The organism is Alteromonas salexigens, assembly GCF_025628895.1.
Lineage (GTDB): Bacteria > Pseudomonadota > Gammaproteobacteria > Enterobacterales > Alteromonadaceae > Alteromonas > Alteromonas salexigens.
On the sequence record NZ_JAOTJC010000008.1, the window covers coordinates 471378 to 492469 of the forward strand.

Sequence of the window (21092 nt, forward strand, 5' to 3'; positions counted from 1 at the left end):
CCGGTTACAGTGAGTCCTGCTGGCGCTGGGCCATCAGGTCACGGTTACTCTCAATGACTTTCACCGCCATGCCATTGCGGGGATATTCCGGTAACGTGACTACCACTTTACTGGGGTCGAATTGTCCGCGAATTAAGAAATACCCGCCTTCCTCACGAACTACGGTTACCTGATGAGACTGCAGTTTGTTGTCTTCATCCAGAGTCCATAGCTTATTGTTCGTCACCAGTTCCTGAGGTAAACGGAAAACATCGCTTAGCGTGCGGCCGTTGAAAGTGACTGTGGCATAGCTGCCGAATTTAATGACCGGTTTGTCTGAGTGTAAGGCGTAGGGATCGTCCAGCCGTGCCACAAAATGCGTCATCCGCGTAGCTTCGTCCACTACCCCGAGGTCGCGGTGAATGACGGCCTGCCGCTCGGCGGACTGCCTGCCTTCTACGCTTATCACAGCCTGCTTGCCGGTCATATCACCGGGCAGGAAACTGTTATCAAAGCCGGCCACAGGAAAGACCACTTCGGCAGTCTCAATGTTATTAATTACCGCCGCCGGAGTGCCCGTGTTGACATAGTCGCCCTTGCCGATATTGCGAGACACAATGAGGGCATCGTAGGGTGCGCGCACCGTAGTATTGTCCAGGTCGCGCTGGGCCAGTCTTAGCTGTGCCTGCGCCGATTTCACTGCAGCTTCGGCACTCATGACCTGAGGCTTTCGCAGGTACAGATCGGTCACCCGGCTGTCAGGCAGGGTCTTCGCTTCGCGGGCGGCCACGTCGGCCTGTGCCTGTTCCTGAATAAGCTGTGCCTGAGCATTAGATAAATTGGCCTGCGCTTGCAGTAATGCGGCTTCGTACGCGTCTTTTTCGATGGTGAATAATACATCGCCGCGCTTTACCACGCCGCCGGCAATGAAATTGGGATTCCAGCTTTCCACTTCGCCACTGACCTGGGCGGCTACATTGGTGGACTCCAGAGGGGTTACTTCGCCGTAGGAAGTCAGCTGCACGGTGAAATCGATGGGCTCAACCTTGTCTACCGTAACAGTAGGACGGGTATCTACCTGCTCATTGATAATGTCGTCAGAGGCAGTAGCTTCAATGGCGAGCATACCCAGATATCCGGCAGCCAGTGCGGCTATCGGGAAAAGTACTTTGGTTATTTTCATGAGGAATACGTCTTTTACACCAAAAACATCACTATCATACTCTCTCTTACGACAGAGTATGTAAGGTAATTGTAACTAACTATGAGAGTTAAGCGGGATTATCGGCCGCTTTTTAGTAATTCGTTAACGCTTGTAGCTCTTAGTCGTCCAGCTGACTGGCAGCACAGACACGGTTTCTGCCTTTGTCCTTAGCCCGGTAAAGCGCTTTATCCGCAAGGGATAAGGCGCGGTTTAATGTCACATCGGCGTTCACTTCGCACACGCCAAAACTGGCCGTCACTTCAATACGCTCCCCATCTATGTTAACCGGGAGCTGAGCCAGCGCCTCCCGAATATCATTTGCCAGGATCATGGCATTACTCTCCGGGGTTTCCGGCAACACAAACAGAAACTCTTCACCGCCCCAGCGGGCCACTATATCCTGCCGGCGGATGCGGGCGCGAAAGGTCTGGGCAATGCGCATCAGAATCTGGTCGCCATTATCGTGCCCGTAGGTATCGTTTATTGCCTTAAATCTGTCTACGTCGGCGAGGATCACGGTCATCGGACGTCCACTGCGGGCCATACGAGTCAGTTCGTAATCAATATACTGCTGCACGCCGCGCCGGTTTGGCAGCCGGGTGAGTGGATCCTGGCGGGCTTGCTGTTCGAAGCGTTCGCTGAGCTGCTGTACAGTTTCAAAGGTTTTTTGCCGGCTATATTCATAAAATGCCGACAGGAAGGTCACGGTCAGAAATGAATAAATTAAGCGGGTTTTAAGTTCCACACTGTAACTGGTCAAGAGTAACCGTTCATCGGGGAAGAATAGCAGCAGGGCGATGAGCAGAATAAAACCAAAGTTAGACTGCAATCCCCGCCGGAATCCGCCGAAAAACATAGCGACCGGAGGGACGATATAAATCCATAACGGCCCGGTATTGCCATTACCGCCGGTCACCACCAGCACCGCCATCAAACCCATCAGGCAAGTAAGCAGTAAATTCATGGAAAGTACCCGGCCCATCGTTCCGCCCACTTTCACATGAATGCGCTGGGAGGCACCGAATAGGGCGGTAGCCACCAGCAGAATTAGTGCCAGTGGCACGTTGCCATCGACAATGGCCCTCAACCCCAACACCAGCGTAAGGCACACGCCCACCAATGCGAACAGGTTGATCACCCGCACTTTGCGATTGGTTTCTTCGTCGAGATGATCGCTGCAGCCCTGCGCAATAAATTTGGTAATTCCTTTTGAAAACATCATGATGGCTGTACTACCGCGTTGCTGTGGCGGCAATGTCATCTGCCAGTTGCGCGATTAAACCGCGTAGTTGTGAAATAGAATGAGAGAACCCGTCATCCGACAGCGCGGCACGGTAATCAAAGCCCTGTCTGGCACCTTGTTTATCTGCTGCATCCAGCCAGAAGTGACCTTTTAGAATCACTTCGCCTTGCCAGGTAGCAATCATGTCGTCAATCTGAATGCTCAGCGTGGCAGGCATTACTTCACCCCGGTGCCGGCCGGTAGGCAGAACTGTCACACCGCGCTCCAGTAATGCACTGGTCAGAGTTTGCACCACCCCATGCTGAACAGGCTCGGCCCACACATGGGTGGGGGAGTAATGCAGGGTGGTCGAGCTGGTTTGCATAGTCAGACTACGCTGCTTAAGGTACTCCGGTAAAATTAGTTGATCGAGGGTTACCGCCGACGCAGGTGGGGCGCTGACGGCAGGCTTCTCGGCAGGTGAGTGCAGCACATAATACTGCAGCTGGGGCGCCTGACTGGCGCAGCCTCCCAGCAATCCTAACAGGGTTATATAGCCAAGTATTCGCATTCTTCTCATGTGTTACTCCTTCCCTGATGCTTTTGGCTGGATATCCTCACCCCTGTCGCCTGAAAAAATCAGACTATTGGGTGACTGGTTTAATTGCAGCAGTAATGGCTGAACATTACGCAGGGTTTCCTGCATCGCGTCTACGGTTTCTTTAATTTCGCTCTGACTCAGCCCACCCTGTGAATAGTTTTTCAACAGTGCCTCCATGCTGACCAGCACGTTGTTCAGATTATCATTAATCGCCTGGGCATCAATACTGGTTACCAGCGTATCAAAATCGTCGCTGGTGGCTTCCACCGAGGCAGCAGCGTCTTTCATCTCCAGCAGGGCAGTACGCACATCTTCCACCATGCCCTCCAGAGGCAGCTGATTGATTTTATCCAGAATAGCATCAGCCTTCTGAGTAATCTGCGTGAACTCATTGGAGACGGTGGGGATCACATCAATGCCATTAACGGTTTGTAACGGCGCCGGGTCGGCATTCTTTACGTGCTGTAAATCCACATACAGTCCGCCGGAAAGGACGTTACCCATGCGCAACGTGGCTCGTAAATCCTGCTTCAGCCACCGCTTCATGGTCTCTTTTACGAAAGCCAGGCCTTCCTGGGTATCCTGACGCCGGACTTTGCCGGGATAAATGCTGATAAGAACCGGAATGGAATAGTCTTCTTCCAGAATATTGCCGTCAATAAATGACGAGGTATTTATGGCCAGCACTTCACCAATCTCAATCCCGCGGTATTCCACCGGCGCGCCTACGGTCAATCCACGCACACTTTCATCAATTAACAACAGGTATTCAGCGGCCAGTTTATAACGGGCGTCAGACGCGGCATCGCTGTCCGGGTAAATAGTAAAAAACGCACTTTCCACCACTTGCTCACCCGGCGGGATCCCCTCCGGGATACCAAAGGTGATTCCGTTGGCTAGCAGGGTTTCCAGACTGCCGGTTTCAAATGTTAAACCACTTGAAGCAAGTTGGAATTTCACACCGCTGACATTCCAGAAGCGCGTATTTTGGGTGATCAGTTTGTGGTAGGGCGCCTCAATAAACGCATCGTAGTACACCACCCGTTCTTCAATATTGAAATATGCATCTTCAAACTCTCCCACTTTAAAGCCTTTATAAATGATGGGATCCCCAGCTTTATAAGCAAATTCGTCGTCACTGTTCAGGGTCAGGTGCAAACCGGGCGTGCCGGGCGGGGTGACGGGGGGCCGGTCCAGGGCCACAAAATGGTGTTGCTCTTTACCTGAGTCATCTGCGCTCATGGCGATATAGCTGCCCGATAACAGGGTATTCAGACCAGAGACCTCTGAAAAGCTGATGCGCGGTGACACCATCCAGAACTCTGTATTTTCGGTAAGCAGATGTTCGGCGCTGGCATCAATGCGGGCGGTCACAAGCACGCCCTCTAAATCTGGTTTTAACTCAATTTTCTTTACCACACCGACCTCAAGGTCGCGGGCTTTCACCGGGGTTTTATTTATTTCGACCCCCGCGGCTGATGACATTTCAATGGTGATAAGCGGGCCCTGGTTTTGCCATTGATAGAAGACCATCCAGGCACCCACAATAATGGCAACAATAGGGATCAACCACACTTTTGATACGCGTGAGGTGGGTTTTACTTGGGCTTCTTCACTCATGTACGGCTTCCTGTTGCTCCTGGCCTTCTTGCCAGATGAGTCGTGAATCAAAAGTCATGGCGGCAATCATCGTCACAAATACCACCGCGCAGAACGCCAGGGCAGCGGGACCGGGGTAAATGGACAATGAGTTGCCTAACTGAATTAATGCTACCAACACGGCCACGACAAACACGTCGATCATTGACCAGCGGCCAATTACCTCAGTAAACCGGTAGTAGCGAATACGCAGCTTTTTACTGCGTAGCTGACCGGTTTGCACGCTGTAATTGAGCCAGGCAAGAATAGCAATTTTAGCTACCGGGACGATGACGCTGGCAATAAGAATTATTAATGCTACAGGATAAGAGCCTGATTCCCAAAGCGTAATTACGCCACCTATGATGGTGTTAGGGTCGCTTCTGCCGAACAGCTCGGTGTGCATAATAGGTAATACATTGGCTGGGATATACAACAGACTGGCGGTAATCAGCAGCGCCCAGGTACGCTGCATACTGTGTGATGCGCGCAGGCCGGTAAGCGGAGCTGGCTGGGGTATACTGCCGTTATTCAGCCACATGGCATAGCGGTTTTTATCAAAATAAAGCATGGCCATGGTCGTGCCCAGAGTGAAGCCGATAAACGCATAAAAAGACATACCCACTGATACATCAGCCAGCTCGGTTATCTTAATCAGGCTGACCAGGGTCCCCACCAGAAATATTTCCGCCATACTCCACGGCATGAGCAATACCACCATGCGGTAGGTGCGTCGAACAAACAGGGTAGGAGTGTTGCGCAGCCGGGCGACACTTAACACCATGCAGCCCAGCAGTACCATCCCCGGTAACAGAAGCGTGGCCAGGCCGGTAATGATGGCCAGCGACAAATAGTCGTTCTCGATAAGGACGGTGAGTCCGGCAGGCAAATCAATGTTGTGTTGCTGGCCACTGGCCCTGAAAGAGAGGAAGTTAAACGGCAGCGAGAGTAACAGAAATACAAACGCCGAACAGGCGTAAGCTAATAGCGCCTGGGCATCATTACGCCGGTGGGTAAGCAGGGTATGCCCGCAACGGGGACATACTGCCCGCTGCCGGTGCGCCAATGACGGCAAGGAAACTGAGCATTCGCACTGTTCACAGGTGATTTGCGAGGATGTCATTAGGTTCTGGCCTGCACAGTCGGAGTGCCTTGTTATTATTCTGTTATTCAGCAGAATACCGTATTCCGCTTTACGCGCCAATCACTGCGTGAGTGAACATTGTCGGGCCAGTGCAGCCGGCCCTGCTGAGATTATTACAGACACAAAAAAGGCGTAGAGCCGAAGCGCTACGCCTTTGTTTTTACGCTGCTAGAAGCTGGCGTTGCCCGGTGTACGCGGGAACGGAATCACATCACGGACATTCTGCATCCCGGTCACGTAGGCGACCAGACGCTCAAAGCCCAGACCGAAGCCAGCGTGGGGCACGGTGCCATAACGACGTAAATCGCGGTACCAGGCGTAATCTTCCTGCGAAAGTCCCATTTCTTCCAGTCTGGCGTCGAAGACATCCAGGCGTTCTTCACGCTGCGAGCCACCAATAATCTCACCAATACCCGGTGCAAGTACGTCCATAGCCGCGACAGTTTTGTTGTCGTCGTTCAGGCGCATGTAGAAGGCTTTTATGTCTTTCGGATAATTCTGCATGATAATAGGCGCACCCACATGCTCTTCAGCCAGATAGCGCTCATGCTCAGAAGACAGATCGACACCCCACTCTACGGGGAATTCAAACTGCTTGCCGCTGGCTTGCAGAATGTTAATGGCGTCGGTGTAATCCATACGCACAAAATCTGATTCAACCAGCGCCTGCAGGCGACGCACGACGTCTTTGTTGATGCGCTGTTCAAAGAACGCCATATCGTCGGCACGTTCTTCCAGCACGGCTTTGCAGACGTACTTGAGCATATCTTCAGACAACTGAGCAATGTCAGACAAGTCAGCAAACGCCACTTCCGGCTCAATCATCCAGAACTCGGCCAGATGGCGTGAAGTATTGCTGTTTTCAGCCCGGAAGGTGGGGCCGAAGGTATACACTTTAGACATGGCATTAGCATAGGTTTCTACGTTCAGCTGACCGGATACGGTCAGGTAGGTTTCCTTGCCGAAGAAGTCTTCTGCGTAATCAACCTGACCCTTGTCATCCCGGGGCAGGTTCATCATATCCAGTGTCGAGACCCGAAACATCTCACCGGCACCTTCCGTATCACTGGCGGTGAGGATAGGGGTGCTGATCCAGTAGTAGCCACGTTCGTGAAAGAAACGGTGGATAGCCTGCGACAGGCAGTTTCTTACCCGGGTCACCGCGCCAATGACATTGGTCCGTGGACGCAGGTGAGCGTACTCCCGCAAATATTCAATGCTGTGGCGTTTGGCGGCCATCGGGTAGGTGTCCGGATTTTCCACCCAGCCTACAATGTCAATGCTCTGTGCTTCCAGTTCCAGCGCCTGGCCTTTCCCCTGAGACGCTTTTACGGTGCCGGTGACAGCCAGCGAACACCCGGCTGTTAACCGCTGAACATCAGCATAATTATCCAGTGAGCTGAGCGCGACAACCTGAATAGGGTCGAAGCAGCTACCATCGTGCAGGGCGATAAAAGACAACCCGGCTTTCGAGTCACGGCGGGTACGAACCCAGCCTTTTACTGTCACTGTTTCGCCTTCCGCGTACTGTCCTTTCAGTACGTCGACAACGGGCGCATGCGTCATGTTATTTTCTCCGTGTTCTGGTCACTGTTGCTGGGCGATATTTTCGCACACAAATGTCATTCATGCATCTGCCACCGGGCTGCATAAATACAGTGACGGTGGCCAGAAGCTGCTGGAATTGCCATGCTCGGCGAGTGTTACTGACTGAACAGAAACACCGGTCAGGCGCGTATACAATCTTATGAACGTTCTCAGTTCAGGGTGAGATACCGGGTAGCTGTGTTAGCAGGGAGGTATGCATCAATATTCCAACAGACGGGTAGTATACTCAACCTGTTAGTTGTTTCCACACATAAGGATGACAAATGGGCAAGAAAACCGGGACAGGGCGACCTGCAGACAGACGACAGATACCGCGTTCAAGGGATACGTTTTTCCGGCTGGTGGTGGCGGTAAATAGTCTGGCGTGGTTACTGTTGGTCGCGGCACTGATCCTGTTTCATTTCGCCCGCCCGGATTTTGTGTCCGGCGTACAGCAGTATTGGGGAATGGGAGTGGAGCGGGAATGGTCTCAGGGGTATGTGGAGGCCATGTTAACGCTGCTGCAAATATGCTTAGGCATGAGCCTGGTAACCATGCTGCTGCGATCCCGGCGCAACCGGCGCCAGGATGACAGCTTTGGGGTGAACCTGTTTATTTTGGCCGGTATCTCTCTTATCAGCCTGCTCACCGTAACCATTCAGGTAAACTAATTAATAAAGGCGCTGTTCACCAGTACGAAGGTATACACGATATACGCTAGCAGAAACGCGCCCCCTTCCAGTCTATTCAGTCTGCCCTGGCGCTTAATACCAATACAGAATACGAATAACGCCACAGTGGCGGCCAGCATCACGGCCACGTCCCGGTACAAGAACGACGGCTCTACGGTCATGGGGGCAATCATGCCGGCAATACCTACTACCGCCAGGGTATTGAACATGTTTGAGCCAATCACGTTACCCAGCGCCAGATCATGTTCCCCTTTGCGCACCGCCATAAGGGCTGAGGCCAGCTCGGGCAGAGACGTGCCGATAGCAATGATTGTCAGGCCAATTACGGTATCGCTGACCCCGAAGAAGGTGGCTATTTCAACCGCGCCCCACACCAGAATACGCGAGCTGGCAATCAGCAGTAACAAGCCGGCCAGCAGCCACATAACATGGGTTTTTACGGTGCCCTCGGTGGAATTGATTTCGTCTGAGTATTCGTCGGCCAGGGCGTCTTTGTCGCCTTTTATGGCTGTCCAGATACTCCAGGAGATAAGCAGGATAAATAGCCCCATCAGTGAGAACGCGTCATCTTTCGATAAGGTGAAATCCAGTAGCTGCCAGGCCGCAAAGAATGTGATCCCCAGCATCACCGGGATCTCTTTGCGGATGATCTCGGAGCGCACCGCAATAGGGCTGATTAATGCAGTTAACCCCAGGATCAGCAAGATATTAGCGATGTTTGAACCAAAGGCATTACCCAGTGCAATGCCCGAATTGCCCTGAATTGCGGCAAAAATAGAAACAATAATCTCCGGCGCTGACGTGCCAAAACCAATAATCAGCATGCCGATGAGTAACGGCGACACCCCAAAGTGGTTGGCTACCGCCGCTGAGCCGCCAACAAATTTACCGGCACTCCACAGCAACACCGGCAATCCGATAATGATGGCAAGACTCGCTAATAACATATCCTCTCCTTGTTTCTTTTTGTTAGGACAACCGCACAGGTCGCTGTTGTCTCGCTATCGAAAAAACGCATCGTGACGATGAAAATATTCCGTGCGTAAATTGCTATGCAAAAACTACGCATGAACTACACTGGCGGTCTCTTTCACAGCCTGCAAATCAAAGCTGAGCTGCTAAAGTTTACCTCAGCAGAATTTTTTTAGAAGCGTTTACCATGCACAACACCCTGATTGTTGTAGATGACGTAGCTCCGTTTTCGTCATTGTCGTTACCTGTTATGACCTTTGAGGCCTACCTGGCGGACTTTCCAAAACTGGATGAACCGAAAACCCGGGTAATCAATCTTTGTGATACTTCACGGTATCTGAGCCAGGGCTACTACTGTTCGCTGTTGGCGCAGGCCCGTAACCACCTGGTATTGCCTACTGTAAAAACGATCAATGACGTGCGGCTGGCCGCTGACGGCAGTTCCAAGCGGGTTTCTTTACCGGTGCAGATAAAACCGGCAGACGCAGACGCGTTGCCATCATCTGTTTTTGTACTGTTCGGGGAAACCGAAGATCACCGCCTGACAGCGGTGGCGAAGAAAGCTTTTGAGTTATTCCCGTTTCCGGTCATTACGCTGACCTTACAACCGGCCGCCGAGGTCAGTACCAATAACCTCAGTGCAGTGGGTACACCCGCATTGGCGGCAACCTGCGACGCGTCGAGTTTTGTGCAGTTACCGGCAGCGGAGCAAAGCCGCTGTATTGCCGCGCTTGAACGCTACACCCAACGCCAGTGGTTTCAGTCACGGCCGGATAAACAAATGCGCTGGGATATGGCGATACTGGTCGACCCCAGTGAGTCTACTCCGCCAAGTAACAATAAAGCTATCCGCATGTTTACCAAGGCGGCCGAGCGGTGTGGTTTTCAGGTGGATGTGGTCACCGAGCTGAGTGAACAGGAAGTGGGTCATTACGACGCATTATTCATTCGTGAAACCACCGCTATTGACCACCGTACTTACCGGCTGTCGCGGGCCGCGGAGCGGGAAGGGGTCGTGGTTATGGACGACACGCAGTCAATCTTACGCTGCTGCAATAAGGTGTTTTTACAGGATGCGTTTACTTACCAACAGGTGCCGGCGCCGAACGCCCGCTTTGTGTCGCATATTGACGACGAGATGCTGAACGAGCTGGAAACCACGTTTGGCTACCCGATGGTTCTGAAATTACCAGAAAGTGCGTTCTCGCGGGGCGTCAAGAAGGCCGAAGATCGTACTGCACTGGTCGCTAAGCTTGATGAGATGTTGGCGGTGTCAGCGCTGGTACTGGTGCAGGAATATATTTATACCGAGTATGACTGGCGTATCGGTATGCTGGGCGGGAAGCCCATCTTCGCCTGTCAGTATTTTATGGCCCGCAATCACTGGCAAATCTATCATCATAAGGGGGATAGGTTCAGTTCTGGCGGATTTACCACTATGCCTACCTTTGAAGTGCCCAAGGCGGTGCTTAATGCCGCTATTAAGGCGGCCAAAGTCGTAGGTGAAGGGCTGTACGGGGTGGACATTAAACAAAACGAAAACGGTGTGTATGTGATTGAGGTGAATGACAACCCCAGCATCGATGCCGGGGTAGAAGACAAGTACCTCGGCCCGGTTCTGTACGAACAAATTATGCAGTCGTTTGCCGATCGCCTGGAGCTGCGAGGACGATGAACGTGGCTATTCCTGCTGTCACCCTGCGTGATGCTACCCACCAGGACCTCGTCGCTTTGCTGGCGATTGAGCACCGCTGCTTTGACAGCGATCGCCTGAGTCGCCGGCGCATGCGGTTTTATATTGATGCGCCTCATGCGGAGCTGGTGGTGGCGGAACAGGCTGGTACGCTGGTGGCGTATGGGTTGCTACTGATGCGCCGGGGGACGCAACTGACCCGCCTGTATTCACTGGCGGTATTGCCAGAAGCCCGGGGGCTAGGCGTGGCAGAAAATATTATTAAAAAGCTGGAGGACAGTGCCTTAGCACGGGGAAAGCGCTTTATGCGGCTGGAGGTGTCTGAGCAAAATCACGGCGCCAGACGCCTGTACAGTCGCTTAGGTTTTCAGCAGTTTGGCGTTTACAGTCACTACTACGACGACAATACTGATGCTATCCGCATGCAAAAAGTACTGAGCCAGTCGGTGACCACACGACTGTCCACTACTTATCCCTGGTATGAACAGACCACCGAGTTTACCTGCGGACCGGCGTCTCTGATGATGGCGCTGCATCATCTGGATCCACAATACACCATGAGCCAGCAGCAGGAGTTAGCAATTTGGCGGCGGGCCACCACTATTTTTATGACCTCAGGTCATGGCGGTTGTCATCCTATCGGGCTGGCACTGGCTGCCAGTGATGCCGGGTTTACTGCCCAGGTATGGCTGAACCGCCCCTTGCCGTTATTTGCTGATGGGGTGCGCAGCGCCCACAAAAAGGCCATTATTCAAACCGTCGAAACTCAGTTTGCCCAGGAAGCCGAAGCTCTGGGCCTGGAAGTGCTATACCATGACTGGACTCTGGAAGGCCTTAAGAAGGTACTGGCCGAAGGGGCCACGGTGGTGTGTCTGGTCAGTACTTATGCGTTTGATAAACGCAAGGCGCCGCACTGGGTAACACTGACCGGGGCCGATGCGCATTGTTTTTATCTGCATGATCCCGACGCCGACGGGCAACCGCCTATGGAATTTCAGCATATACCGGTGGCTCAGGAAGATTTTCTGCGTCAGGCCAGTTACGGGAGCCGTAAAGTGCGAACGCTGCTGGTATTACAGCGTTCGCCAACACGGGCCAGCTAACCTGTTAGGGGAAGCTGCGGTTTAGTGGTGAAACTGGCTTTGCGTCAGTTTCACGTTGAATGCTTTAAGCTTTGAAATCAGCTTGCTGAGTTCGCTGGCGCTGCCACGAAATACGCAGGGTTTTTTGGCCGGGGAACCTTTTACCGCGCCATTGAACAAGCGGGTGGAATCAAAACACGCGGTCTTCTCAGCCAGCTTTTGCCACTCTCCCTGAAGGTTATTGGGAATACTGTGGCGTTTGGCAAAAATCTTGTCTCTTATTTGCAACGCCTGGCCAATCAATTGGGTATTTTCATTTTTCATGGTAACCACCTTTTTACAACTGCTATCTCGCTTACAGCACCTGTGCTGCCTCGCCTGTCTATAAACATAGAGCAGAATTACAGGCCATAAGGTGCGTCCTTAACACCATAGGTAGCAAAATCAATACCTATCTGGCAGCGGCGAGAGAATTCTGCGTGTAGCCGCAGCTCTATAGGCAGGCCATAGTGGTAGATGGACGGTCTGAGACGCCATGCAAAAGCGCAGGTATGCCGCTAACAGAGTTTTCGGGCCGGGTTGTAAGCCCTGCACGCACCGTGCAGGCCTTTCACGGTTAGTGTTGAGCGGGGTGGTGATGATGATGGCGGTGACGATGCCAGTGACGTACTTTACCTGCGCACCAGAACGGCGCCCAAATGAACATATTCAGGGCGATGGCCGTGATGAGGCTGAATAACACGGCGTTGGGGTTTAACGGCACGGACGGCGCGAAGTTGTCCAGCACCCGGTTGAGCGTCGCATTCTGACTCGGATGCAACATATACCAGGCCTGTTCATAATAGTGGCCTTCCGATAATACTTGCAGCCCTTCCTGGAGGGCATCCAGGCTGGCTACAGTTTCTGCTTTGTTGCTGGCATCCTGCTGCACCACCGGATCGGGGTTCTGCCGCAACGTTTCAATCAGTGTCCGGACCGAGTCATAGCCGAATTGATCTGCGAGCGCGCGGTACTGCGACACCTGCTGGTCGGTAGCATCATAAAAACCGCTCAGATACTGACGGTAGTGATCGGCCAGAATAGGCACCTGCAAGGCAGTAAGGAACAGGGCAGTAAATACAATTTTATCCAGAACCCGAATCATCATGCCCATGCTGTTCCTCCTGCGTTAAGCCACCGGGCAGGTTAGCTAAGTGCCCGGTATATGGCATCGGTCAGCTGCTGCAGCTGAGCCTCACTAATAATATAGGGAGGCATGATATATACCAGTTTCCCAAACGGTCGGATCCACACGCCGGCTTTTATAAAGTGCTTCTGGATGCGCGCGACATCGACGGGCTGGCGGGTTTCCACCACCCCGATAGCGCCTAAAATTCGCACATCGGCCACCGCCGGTAAATTCAGACAGGCAGGCAAAGTGGCCTGTAACTGACGTTCAATGCGAGCGACCTGCTGTTGCCAGGCGCCGGTCTGGATAATCGCCAGACTGGCGCCGGCAACGGCACATGCCAACGGATTGCCCATATAGGTTGGCCCGTGCATAAATACCCCGGGTTCACCCTGACACACCCCCTGAGCCACGTCTTCTGTGCACAGGGTGGCAGCCAGAGTCATGTAGCCCCCGGTCAGTGCTTTGCCGAGACACAGGATATCCGGGCTGATATCAGCATGCTCACAGGCGAACAGCTTTCCGGTGCGGCCAAACCCGGTGGCAATTTCGTCACAAATAAGCAGCACGTCGTAGGTATCACACAGCTGGCGACACCGGCGTAAATACTCGGGATGATACATACGCATCCCGCCGGCACCCTGCACAATGGGTTCTAAGATCAGCGCGGCCATCTCGTGGTGGTGCTGCTCAAACAACTCCTGTAATGGCAATATGTCGTCTTCGCTGAAGGTTTGTCCGAACCGGGTCTGGGGGGCAGGGGCGAAAATTTGCTTACTCAGCACACTGGAAAATAAGCTGTGCATACCGTTTACCGGATCGCATACCGACATGGCGGCAAAGGTGTCGCCGTGATAGCCATTGCGCGGCGACACTATACGGTGTTTCTCAGATCGTCCCTGGCAGGCCCAGTACTGGATCGCCATTTTAATGGCCACCTCCACCGATACGGAGCCGGAGTCAGCCAGAAAGACCCGCTGCAGTCCGGCTGGCACCATCTCCAGTAAGCGACGGCATAGTGACACGGCCGGCGCATGGGTCAGCCCGCCGAACATCACATGAGAGAAGGCATCAATCTGTTGGTGCGCCGCCGCGTTCAGCTCAGGGTGGTTATACCCGTGAATAGCTGCCCACCAACTGGACATGCCGTCAACGACGGTTTCGCCGGAAGCCAGGGTCAACTCGGCCCCTTGTGCGCCGGTGACTTCATAGCAGGGCAGCGGGTTCACAGCTGAGGTATACGGATGCCAGATATGTTGTTTATCGAAATCTATACTGTTCAAAATTTAATCATTAGTTAAGGTTTCCAATTGGTCAGAGTTGACAACTTTCACGACGCGCATAGACTAAGCCAGCATTCTGAATTAGTAAAGGACAGGCTATGACCGCCGCCATGCGCCCCGCAACACCGAACGACATTCGCCACGACTGGACCCCAGAGGAAGTCGAAGCACTGTTTACCATGCCGTTTAATGATCTGCTGTTCAAAGCGCAGTCAATTCACCGCCAGTATTTTGATCCCAATGAAGTGCAGGTGAGCACGCTTTTGTCGATTAAGACCGGCGCGTGCCCGGAAGACTGTAAATATTGTCCGCAAAGTGCCCGTTATGATACCGGACTGGAAAAAGAGCGCCTACTGGAAATCGAAAAGGTTATTGAGCGCGCCAAAGACGCCAAGCGCACCGGCTCAACCCGGTTCTGCATGGGCGCAGCATGGCGTAATCCCAAAGAAAGGGATATGCCCTATGTCATCAAGATGGTTGAGGAAGTCAAAAAGCTGGGACTGGAAACCTGCATGACATTGGGCATGTTGAACCGGGATCAGGCGTTGGCGCTGAAACAGGCTGGTCTCGACTACTATAATCATAACCTGGACACCTCACCTGAGTATTACGGCGATATCATTACTACCCGTACTTATCAGGATCGTCTGGATACGCTGCAAAATGTCCGGGAAGCGGGCATGAACGTATGCTCGGGGGGCATAGTGGGGATGGGCGAAAGCGCCGGTGACCGCGCCAGCCTGCTTATTCAGCTGGCCAACCTGCCTGAACAGCCACAGAGTGTGCCTATTAACATGCTGGTGAAAGTGAAGGGCACCCCGCTGGATGAGGTCGAAGATTTAGAGCCGTTTGAATTCATCCGTACCATCGCCGTGGCGCGGATCATGATGCCAGCTTCCCATGTCCGCTTGTCGGCGGGCCGCGAGGCAATGAACGAGCAAATGCAAGCGCTGTGTTTTATGGCCGGCGCAAACTCTATCTTTTACGGCTGCAAACTGCTGACCACGTCCAACCCGGATACCCACGAAGATGTGCTGCTGTTCAAAAAGCTGGGCATTAATACTGAGCGTATCCGCGATTATTCCGACGAAGCGCACGAACAGGCGCTGGCCGATGAAATATCCGGTCAAACTGCCGACAACCTGTTTTACGATGCCAGCGCGGTGACGCGCAGCAACGGGTAGCCCGGCGCATGGCATTCGACTGGCTGGGGCGTTCGCTGCGTGACCGTGCGCAGGAAGGCTACCTGCGCACACGGCATTGTCAGCATTATGAGAAAGATGCAGTCATTAATATTGATGGTGACCATTATCTGAACTTTGCCAGCAATGACTATTTAGGAATGCGCCAGAACCAAAGTGTCCTGCAGGCCTGGGTAGAAGGGCTGGCCCAGTTTGGCGGCGGCAGTGGCGGCTCACCGCTGGTGACCGGGTACAGCCAGGCACATCTGGCACTGGAAGCCTGGCTGGCGGATAAACTGCAGCGTGAAGCGGTTTTGTTGTTTAATTCCGGGTTTGCGGCTAATCAGGCCATTTGTCAGGCGCTGTTTGCCAGTGGGGGAGACATTGTGGCCGATAAACTGATGCACGCCTCGTTTATTGACGGCGCGCTAAGTTCTGATGCTACTCTGACCCGTTTTAGCCATAATGATGTGACCCATGCCGATAAGCGTCTTCATGCTGCCTCCCACGCAGATAAGCTACTGGCCAGCGAAGGGGTATTCAGCATGGACGGCGATACTGCGCCGGTGGCCGAACTCAGCCAGCTCGCGGCCAGACATGATGCCTGGTTTATGCTGGATGATGCCCACGGCTTTGGGGTGCTGGGGGAAAACGGTCTGGGCACGGCAGAAGCCGCCGGGCTCGCTCATACCGACGTGCCGGTACTCATGGCCACATTCGGCAAGGCGATTGGTACCGGCGGCGCGTTCATTGCCGGCAGTCAGGTGCTTATTGATTATCTGATAAACCACGCCCGCCATTATATTTATTCCACGGCAATGCCACCGGCACAGGCCATTGCCACCCTGTCGTCACTGACCTGTCTTGAAGACGGCAGTGCCCGCGCAGCGCTGCATGAAAATATTCGTTACTTCCGGCAACGGGCACAAGAGTGTGGTCTTTCGCTGATGGACTCAGACAGCGCCATACAGCCTATAGTTATCGGCGATCCCAAACGGGCGGTGGCGATGAGTGAAGCCGTGCGTCGCCGGGGTATCTGGGTCACCGCGATGCGCCACCCTACGGTACCGAAAGGCACAGACCGCCTGCGTATTACACTGAGCGCCCTGCATCAGACACAGGATATTGATGTGCTCTGCGACGCGCTGATGCTAAGCGCCGGGGAGGTCTCCCCATGACCGCGCCTTCGACACCTTCGACGGCAACACCGGCAGTGCGCCTGGATAGAGTGGCCGAGTCGTTTAGCCGCTCTGCCACGACCTATGAAGCCCATGCGCGGGTACAGCAGCGAGTTGCCAGCCACGCCCTGAGGTCATTAACCTGCAAACCGGCCGACAAGGTGCTGGATGTGGGCTGCGGTACGGGTATTCATACCGCAGCCCTGGCGGCACGGGGGGCTAAGGTTCACGGATTGGATATGGCAGATGGCATGGTTGCGCTGGCTGCCCGCCGCTACCCTGACATTGCGTTTCAGGTGGGCGAGGCCGAGGCTATGCCTTTTCAAACCGAAACATTCGACTGGCTTTTTTCCTCCATGGCATTGCAATGGTGCGCCTCACCGTTACAAGCGCTGAGCGAGTGCCGCCGGGTCCTGAAACCAGGTGGTCAGGCAGTGCTGGCAATTATGGTAGCTGGGTCATTCGCTGAGCTTGAGCAGGCTCGCCGGGTGGCCGGACTGGGTCGTCGCAGTAACCCGCAGGCCAGTCATGAACATTGGCGGCAAGCCGCGTTGCAAGCCGGGTTTACTGTACGCGACGCCACGCAGACTGCCTACACGGATACGCACCCCACGCTGCTTGATTTACTGCGCTCTATCCGTAATACCGGCGCGGGGGTGACCGCCTCGCCTGGGAAGTCACTCACCCGCCAGGATCTGCAAAAACTGGCTATGACGTACCGGGCGCTGAACGCGAAGGCTACCGGCTTTCCTCTTACTTACCGTGTCTCTCATCTGATTCTGGAAAAATAGTATGGCAGCATATTTCGTGACCGGGACCGATACTGACGTCGGTAAAACCTATGTGTCTTCATTACTGTTACAGGCAGCGGCGCAGCTGGGCAAACGGTCGGCGGGTTATAAGCCGGTGTCGGCGGGGTGTGACGTGATTGACGGCGAGTTGGTCAACGACGACGCCGTGCAGCTGCAACGCGCCGGCTCGCTGGCGCTGCCACTGTCCACCGTAAATCCTATTGCATTTACGCCCCCTGTCGCGCCGCATATCGCTGCTGAAGAGGCAGGCACGGTGATCAGTACCGCGACCATTGAGTCAGGGTTGCAACACATTGCCCGTCAGACACCGGATTTACTGATTATGGAAGGCGCGGGCGGCTGGCGATTGCCCATTGGCGACGGTCGCTATTTGTCGGATGTGGTCGCCGCGCTTAAGTTACCGGTGATTATTGTGGTAGGCATGCGACTGGGTTGTCTTAATCATGCATTACTTACTGCCGAGGCGGTACAAAGGGACGGTCTGACTATAACCGGGTGGATTGCCAATCAGGTACAGCCAGACATGGCGCGCTATGCGCAGAATCTGGCCACCCTCGAACAGTTGATGCCCGCGCCCCTGCTGGCAGAAGTGCCGTATCAGGGGGCGCCGGACGAGGCAGCCATGGCAGCTTTAATTAAGCAGCTCTGTTAAGTCCTCTCCCGGGGCTATAGGCCACTTACCGTTACCGGTAAAGATGAAGCCGCCTTGTTCGCCCACCAAACTTAGTTTTCCGTCGGTCAGCAGCAACGCGGTACCCTCGCGGATACCTACCACCGGCATGGTTGGGTTGAGCACAGAAAACTCGGCCAGACGCTGATCACGGGTTTCACCATTGAAGCCGGGGGGCTGGTAATCGGTGTAGTGGGGGTTGAGCTGAAATGGCACCACGCCCAGCGCATCAAAACTGGGCGGCGCAATAATCGGCATATCATTGGTGGTCCGAATACTTACCCCACAGATATTAGAGCCGGCACTCCAGCCAATATAGGGGGTGCCCTCTGCAATCGCCTCCTGTAACGGAGTAATAAGCTGCTGTTCGTACAGCGTGTGTAACAGGTGGAACGTATTGCCACCGCCGGTCAGAATTGCCTGCCCCTGAGCCCGGGCCTGACGAATAGCCGCTACCGGATCGTCGGCGCGGTGTAACCCTGTGACCTGACACTCAGGCAGCGCAGCCTGAACGGCCTCGACGTAGGCGTCGTAGCTCTTCGTTACTGCGGCGTAAGGTACAAACAGTAGCTCGCGCCGCTCGCCCAAGTGTGCCAGAATATGCGCCCTGGCGTGTTCGAGGTAGCCCTCGTCACCCTGCCGGGAGCTGCTTAACATCAGTACATGTGCAGTCATAATGGCTCCGTGTAATTAAACTGGCGTAATCATACTTTAAAGCGAGCGGTAAGTTTAGCCGCTCACTGGAAACGCCGGTATTTTTCATTTTCTTTGGCCGCATTCGATAGGGTTATATTATGTCTAAAAAGCCGTCCGTTTTGTTTGTCTGCCTGGGCAATATCTGTCGTTCGCCTACTGCAGAAGCCGTGTTTCGTCACATGGCGGCCCAGGCGAAACTCGATATCACTATCGACTCCGCCGGGACCCATGGATATCACATTGGCAAACAGCCAGATAAACGCTCGCAGACAGCCGGATCTGCGCGGGGCTACTCGTTCAAAGGACTGAAATGCCGCCGGGTGGAAGACCGGGACTTTGCCACTTACGATTATATTCTGGCAATGGACAACAGCAATCTGGAAAACCTCAAAGCCATGGCCCCGGCGGAGTACCATGACAAAATCCGGCTGTTTTTGTCGTTTGCTGACAGTGAGCATACCGAGGTTCCCGACCCCTACTACGGGGGCAAGCAGGGCTTTGAACTGGTGCTCGATTTAATTGAGGCAGCCTCCGCAGGCCTGATTCGTGAGTTAAGCCGCTAGTATGCCCGGCCGTGGTGGTGTGCTGGGAGGCTTAGGGCTGGGGTGTGCGGGGATGGTTGCCCTCATCGCCGCTTCTACGCTTGCCAGCGATCTGGCACACGACCTCAAATGGCATATATTTACCTCGTTGCAGTTGCCGCTTATTCTCACAGCGGCCCTGACCGGCGCGGTACTGACTGTCAGTGCCGCGACCCTGCAGGTGGTGTTACGTAACCCGCTGGCCGACCCGGGCATTATCGGGGTAACCAGTGGCGCCAGTCTGGTGGCTGCGGTGTTAATTCTCACCGCGCCGGTTGTCATGGCTGAACACTTCTATTATCTGCTGCCACTGGGCTGCTTTGTTGGCGCGATGGCGAGTACCTGGTTTATTTATAGGCTGGCCCGCAAACTGCAACAGGCCACAGTGGCGGTTATTCTTGCCGGTATTGCTATTGCAACACTCTCTGGCGCGGTCATCGCCTGGCTTTATCTGTTCAGCGATGCCCAGTCATTGCGCAACCTCACCTTCTGGCTGATGGGGAGTTTATATCAGGCCGACGGCACCATTCTGGTGGTGGCCGGCCCCATTATGCTGGTCAGTTGTGTTGTGCAAATTCGTGCGGCAAAAGCCCTGAACTGGCTGTATGCCGGCGACCATGCCGCTATCGCCGCCGGGGTGAGCCCTCAGAAAATTATTCAGCGGAGCCTGCTTGCCGCCTCCGTCGGGGTAGGTGCAGCCGTGTCTGTGGCCGGTTCCATTGCCTTTTTGGGGTTACTGGTGCCGCACCTGCTGCGCCTCGCACTGGGGTTTGATAACCGCTTAATATTGCCGGCATCCGCCTTGTGCGGGGCGCTGTTTTTACTCACTGTCGGCGCAGCAACAGAATGGTTAGGCGTGATCACCTTGCCGGTCTCCATGATTACCGCCACGTTGGGCGGGCCGCTGTTGCTGTGGGCGATTTACCGGGGGCAGTGGCGATGAGTCAGACGCTTGGGGTGTACTCTGCTTCGCTCAGCGAGCGAATAACACCGATAACCGGGGCGTTTGCTGCCGGCAGCTGTACTCATTTGCTGGGCGCGAATGGCGCAGGTAAATCATCGCTGCTGGAGATCCTGGCAGGGATCAGCACACCGGATTCCGGACGCTGCAGTATTGGCAATGAGGACCTTGCCCGTCTGTCGCTTACCCAACTGGCCGGTTTTCGTAGCTATTTGGGTCAGCATAGCTATGCCGCGTTTGCGATCCCGGTAAGCGACTATCTGCGCTTCTATGCTGCACCCGCCCAGCCCACGGTGCCAGACTTGCTGGAGCAGACGCTGGAAGTGCGGCACTTGCTGTCGCGGCCAATCACCGCGCTGTCTGGCGGCGAGCGCCAGCGGGTGGAACTAACCCGGTCGTTGCTGCAGGTGTGGCCTGCTATTTGTGACGGGCAGGGCATCATACTCCTCGATGAGCCGTTGCAGGGGCTCGATGTTAAACATCAGTTCGGTTTTCTGGCGCTTAGCCGAAAGCTCAGTGGGTGGGGCAATACGGTGGTACTGTCCTGTCATGATATCGGCCTGAGTGCTAATCATGCTGATTGTGTGTGGTTGCTGAAACAGGGGCAGCTTGTCTGTCAGGGCGCCCCCCGTGAGGTTCTCACTGAAGCAAATCTGTACGCCACCTTCGATTGCCATTTCGCTGTAACTGAGCAACGAAACTTTCTGCAAATTCACGTTTGTGACCCTATTGTCTTGCCCTAGTTGTG

General features: G+C 54.3%; 21 protein-coding genes. 10 read left to right on the top strand and 11 right to left on the bottom strand.

The window, feature by feature from the left end; translation table 11 throughout:
• Positions 1-4: 4 nt before the first annotated feature.
• The 6 genes from OCL06_RS11610 to asnS form a co-directional block, all read right to left on the bottom strand.
• A complete protein-coding gene (locus OCL06_RS11610; protein ID WP_262994688.1) occupies positions 5-1162 on the bottom strand; it encodes an efflux RND transporter periplasmic adaptor subunit in 1158 nt (385 codons plus the stop codon).
• Positions 1163-1301: 139 nt separating this feature from the next.
• A complete protein-coding gene (locus tag OCL06_RS11615) occupies positions 1302-2405 on the bottom strand; it encodes a GGDEF domain-containing protein (RefSeq protein ID WP_262994690.1) in 1104 nt (367 codons plus the stop codon).
• 10 nt (positions 2406-2415) lie between these two features.
• Positions 2416-2985 (bottom strand): PqiC family protein, encoded by a 570-nt coding sequence (locus OCL06_RS11620; RefSeq protein ID WP_262994692.1) that lies wholly within the window; start codon positions 2983-2985, stop codon positions 2416-2418.
• 3 nt (positions 2986-2988) lie between these two features.
• Complete coding sequence (gene pqiB, locus OCL06_RS11625; protein WP_262994694.1) at positions 2989-4626, bottom strand: intermembrane transport protein PqiB; 1638 nt, start codon at positions 4624-4626, stop codon at positions 2989-2991.
• Positions 4619-5767 (bottom strand): paraquat-inducible protein A, encoded by a 1149-nt coding sequence (locus tag OCL06_RS11630; RefSeq protein WP_262994696.1) that lies wholly within the window; start codon positions 5765-5767, stop codon positions 4619-4621. Before OCL06_RS11630 ends, pqiB begins: the two co-directional genes overlap by 8 nt.
• Positions 5768-5956: 189 nt before the next feature.
• Positions 5957-7354 (bottom strand): asparagine--tRNA ligase, encoded by a 1398-nt coding sequence (gene asnS, locus OCL06_RS11635; RefSeq protein WP_262994698.1) that lies wholly within the window; start codon positions 7352-7354, stop codon positions 5957-5959.
• A gap of 305 nt (positions 7355-7659) precedes the next feature.
• Here asnS and OCL06_RS11640 point away from each other — a divergent pair, with 305 nt between their 5' ends.
• Entirely contained in the window at positions 7660-8046 is a 387-nt protein-coding gene (locus tag OCL06_RS11640; RefSeq protein ID WP_262994700.1) for a hypothetical protein, read from the top strand.
• Here OCL06_RS11640 and OCL06_RS11645 read toward each other — a convergent pair.
• A complete protein-coding gene (locus OCL06_RS11645; RefSeq protein WP_262994702.1) occupies positions 8043-9014 on the bottom strand; it encodes a calcium/sodium antiporter in 972 nt (323 codons plus the stop codon). The two genes, OCL06_RS11640 and OCL06_RS11645, sit on opposite strands and share 4 nt — an antisense overlap.
• 212 nt (positions 9015-9226) lie before the next feature.
• On the opposite strand from OCL06_RS11645, the gene OCL06_RS11650 reads away from it, so the two are divergent.
• Both OCL06_RS11650 and OCL06_RS11655 read left to right on the top strand, forming a co-directional pair.
• Positions 9227-10714, top strand: a complete 1488-nt coding sequence (locus OCL06_RS11650; RefSeq protein ID WP_262994704.1) for a RimK family ATP-grasp domain-containing protein — start codon at positions 9227-9229, stop codon at positions 10712-10714.
• Positions 10711-11835 (top strand): GNAT family N-acetyltransferase/peptidase C39 family protein, encoded by a 1125-nt coding sequence (locus tag OCL06_RS11655; protein ID WP_262994705.1) that lies wholly within the window; start codon positions 10711-10713, stop codon positions 11833-11835. Before OCL06_RS11650 ends, OCL06_RS11655 begins: the two co-directional genes overlap by 4 nt.
• Positions 11836-11856: 21 nt before the next feature.
• Here the strand turns inward: OCL06_RS11655 and OCL06_RS11660 are convergent, their stop codons facing one another.
• From OCL06_RS11660 to bioA, 3 genes are all read right to left on the bottom strand, one after another.
• Complete coding sequence (locus tag OCL06_RS11660; protein WP_262994707.1) at positions 11857-12138, bottom strand: hypothetical protein; 282 nt, start codon at positions 12136-12138, stop codon at positions 11857-11859.
• A 292-nt stretch (positions 12139-12430) separates the two neighbouring features.
• Positions 12431-12967: a DUF2937 family protein gene (locus tag OCL06_RS11665; RefSeq protein ID WP_262994709.1), complete on the bottom strand. Its 537-nt coding sequence runs from the start codon at positions 12965-12967 to the stop codon at positions 12431-12433.
• Between the two features lie 32 nt (positions 12968-12999).
• Positions 13000-14265, bottom strand: coding sequence for an adenosylmethionine--8-amino-7-oxononanoate transaminase (gene bioA / locus OCL06_RS11670; protein WP_373318477.1), 1266 nt, complete (start codon positions 14263-14265; stop codon positions 13000-13002).
• A 98-nt stretch (positions 14266-14363) separates the two neighbouring features.
• Here bioA and bioB point away from each other — a divergent pair, with 98 nt between their 5' ends.
• The 4 genes from bioB to bioD are packed head-to-tail and all read left to right on the top strand — an operon-like array spanning position 14364 to position 18088.
• A complete protein-coding gene (gene bioB, locus OCL06_RS11675) occupies positions 14364-15449 on the top strand; it encodes a biotin synthase BioB (RefSeq protein WP_262994710.1) in 1086 nt (361 codons plus the stop codon).
• Positions 15450-15457: 8 nt separating this feature from the next.
• Positions 15458-16624, top strand: a complete 1167-nt coding sequence (gene bioF, locus OCL06_RS11680; protein WP_262994712.1) for an 8-amino-7-oxononanoate synthase — start codon at positions 15458-15460, stop codon at positions 16622-16624.
• The gene (locus OCL06_RS11685) at positions 16621-17415 is read left to right on the top strand and encodes a methyltransferase domain-containing protein (RefSeq protein ID WP_262994714.1); all 795 of its coding nucleotides are present in this window, start codon (positions 16621-16623) and stop codon (positions 17413-17415) included. Before bioF ends, OCL06_RS11685 begins: the two co-directional genes overlap by 4 nt.
• Before the next feature lies 1 nt (position 17416).
• Positions 17417-18088, top strand: coding sequence for a dethiobiotin synthase (bioD, locus tag OCL06_RS11690; RefSeq protein ID WP_262994716.1), 672 nt, complete (start codon positions 17417-17419; stop codon positions 18086-18088).
• Here the strand turns inward: bioD and pepE are convergent.
• Complete coding sequence (pepE, locus tag OCL06_RS11695) at positions 18068-18781, bottom strand: dipeptidase PepE (protein WP_262994718.1); 714 nt, start codon at positions 18779-18781, stop codon at positions 18068-18070. The genes bioD and pepE overlap by 21 nt on opposite strands.
• Before the next feature lie 119 nt (positions 18782-18900).
• On the opposite strand from pepE, the gene OCL06_RS11700 reads away from it, so the two are divergent.
• The 3 genes from OCL06_RS11700 to OCL06_RS11710 are packed head-to-tail and all read left to right on the top strand — an operon-like array spanning position 18901 to position 21087.
• The gene (locus tag OCL06_RS11700) at positions 18901-19365 is read left to right on the top strand and encodes a low molecular weight protein-tyrosine-phosphatase (protein WP_262994720.1); all 465 of its coding nucleotides are present in this window, start codon (positions 18901-18903) and stop codon (positions 19363-19365) included.
• A gap of 1 nt (position 19366) precedes the next feature.
• Entirely contained in the window at positions 19367-20326 is a 960-nt protein-coding gene (locus OCL06_RS11705) for a FecCD family ABC transporter permease (RefSeq protein WP_262994722.1), read from the top strand.
• Entirely contained in the window at positions 20323-21087 is a 765-nt protein-coding gene (locus OCL06_RS11710; protein ID WP_262994724.1) for an ATP-binding cassette domain-containing protein, read from the top strand. Before OCL06_RS11705 ends, OCL06_RS11710 begins: the two co-directional genes overlap by 4 nt.
• Positions 21088-21092 lie beyond the last annotated feature (5 nt).

Bases quoted from the DNA above. Each gene is read 5' to 3' on its own strand.
- OCL06_RS11610 (WP_262994688.1), bottom strand. From the start codon at position 1,162: ATGAAAATAACCAAAGTACTTTTCCCGATAGCCGCACTGGCTGCCGGA.
- OCL06_RS11615 (WP_262994690.1), bottom strand. From the start codon at position 2,405: ATGATGTTTTCAAAAGGAATTACCAAATTTATTGCGCAGGGCTGCAGC.
- OCL06_RS11620 (WP_262994692.1), bottom strand. From the start codon at position 2,985: ATGAGAAGAATGCGAATACTTGGCTATATAACCCTGTTAGGATTGCTG.
- pqiB (WP_262994694.1), bottom strand. From the start codon at position 4,626: ATGAGTGAAGAAGCCCAAGTAAAACCCACCTCACGCGTATCAAAAGTG.
- OCL06_RS11630 (WP_262994696.1), bottom strand. From the start codon at position 5,767: ATGACATCCTCGCAAATCACCTGTGAACAGTGCGAATGCTCAGTTTCC.
- asnS (WP_262994698.1), bottom strand. From the start codon at position 7,354: ATGACGCATGCGCCCGTTGTCGACGTACTGAAAGGACAGTACGCGGAA.
- OCL06_RS11640 (WP_262994700.1), top strand. From the start codon at position 7,660: ATGGGCAAGAAAACCGGGACAGGGCGACCTGCAGACAGACGACAGATA.
- OCL06_RS11645 (WP_262994702.1), bottom strand. From the start codon at position 9,014: ATGTTATTAGCGAGTCTTGCCATCATTATCGGATTGCCGGTGTTGCTG.
- OCL06_RS11650 (WP_262994704.1), top strand. From the start codon at position 9,227: ATGCACAACACCCTGATTGTTGTAGATGACGTAGCTCCGTTTTCGTCA.
- OCL06_RS11655 (WP_262994705.1), top strand. From the start codon at position 10,711: ATGAACGTGGCTATTCCTGCTGTCACCCTGCGTGATGCTACCCACCAG.
- OCL06_RS11660 (WP_262994707.1), bottom strand. From the start codon at position 12,138: ATGAAAAATGAAAATACCCAATTGATTGGCCAGGCGTTGCAAATAAGA.
- OCL06_RS11665 (WP_262994709.1), bottom strand. From the start codon at position 12,967: ATGGGCATGATGATTCGGGTTCTGGATAAAATTGTATTTACTGCCCTG.
- bioB (WP_262994710.1), top strand. From the start codon at position 14,364: ATGACCGCCGCCATGCGCCCCGCAACACCGAACGACATTCGCCACGAC.
- bioF (WP_262994712.1), top strand. From the start codon at position 15,458: ATGGCATTCGACTGGCTGGGGCGTTCGCTGCGTGACCGTGCGCAGGAA.
- OCL06_RS11685 (WP_262994714.1), top strand. From the start codon at position 16,621: ATGACCGCGCCTTCGACACCTTCGACGGCAACACCGGCAGTGCGCCTG.
- bioD (WP_262994716.1), top strand. From the start codon at position 17,417: ATGGCAGCATATTTCGTGACCGGGACCGATACTGACGTCGGTAAAACC.
- pepE (WP_262994718.1), bottom strand. From the start codon at position 18,781: ATGACTGCACATGTACTGATGTTAAGCAGCTCCCGGCAGGGTGACGAG.
- OCL06_RS11700 (WP_262994720.1), top strand. From the start codon at position 18,901: ATGTCTAAAAAGCCGTCCGTTTTGTTTGTCTGCCTGGGCAATATCTGT.
- OCL06_RS11705 (WP_262994722.1), top strand. From the start codon at position 19,367: ATGCCCGGCCGTGGTGGTGTGCTGGGAGGCTTAGGGCTGGGGTGTGCG.
- OCL06_RS11710 (WP_262994724.1), top strand. From the start codon at position 20,323: ATGAGTCAGACGCTTGGGGTGTACTCTGCTTCGCTCAGCGAGCGAATA.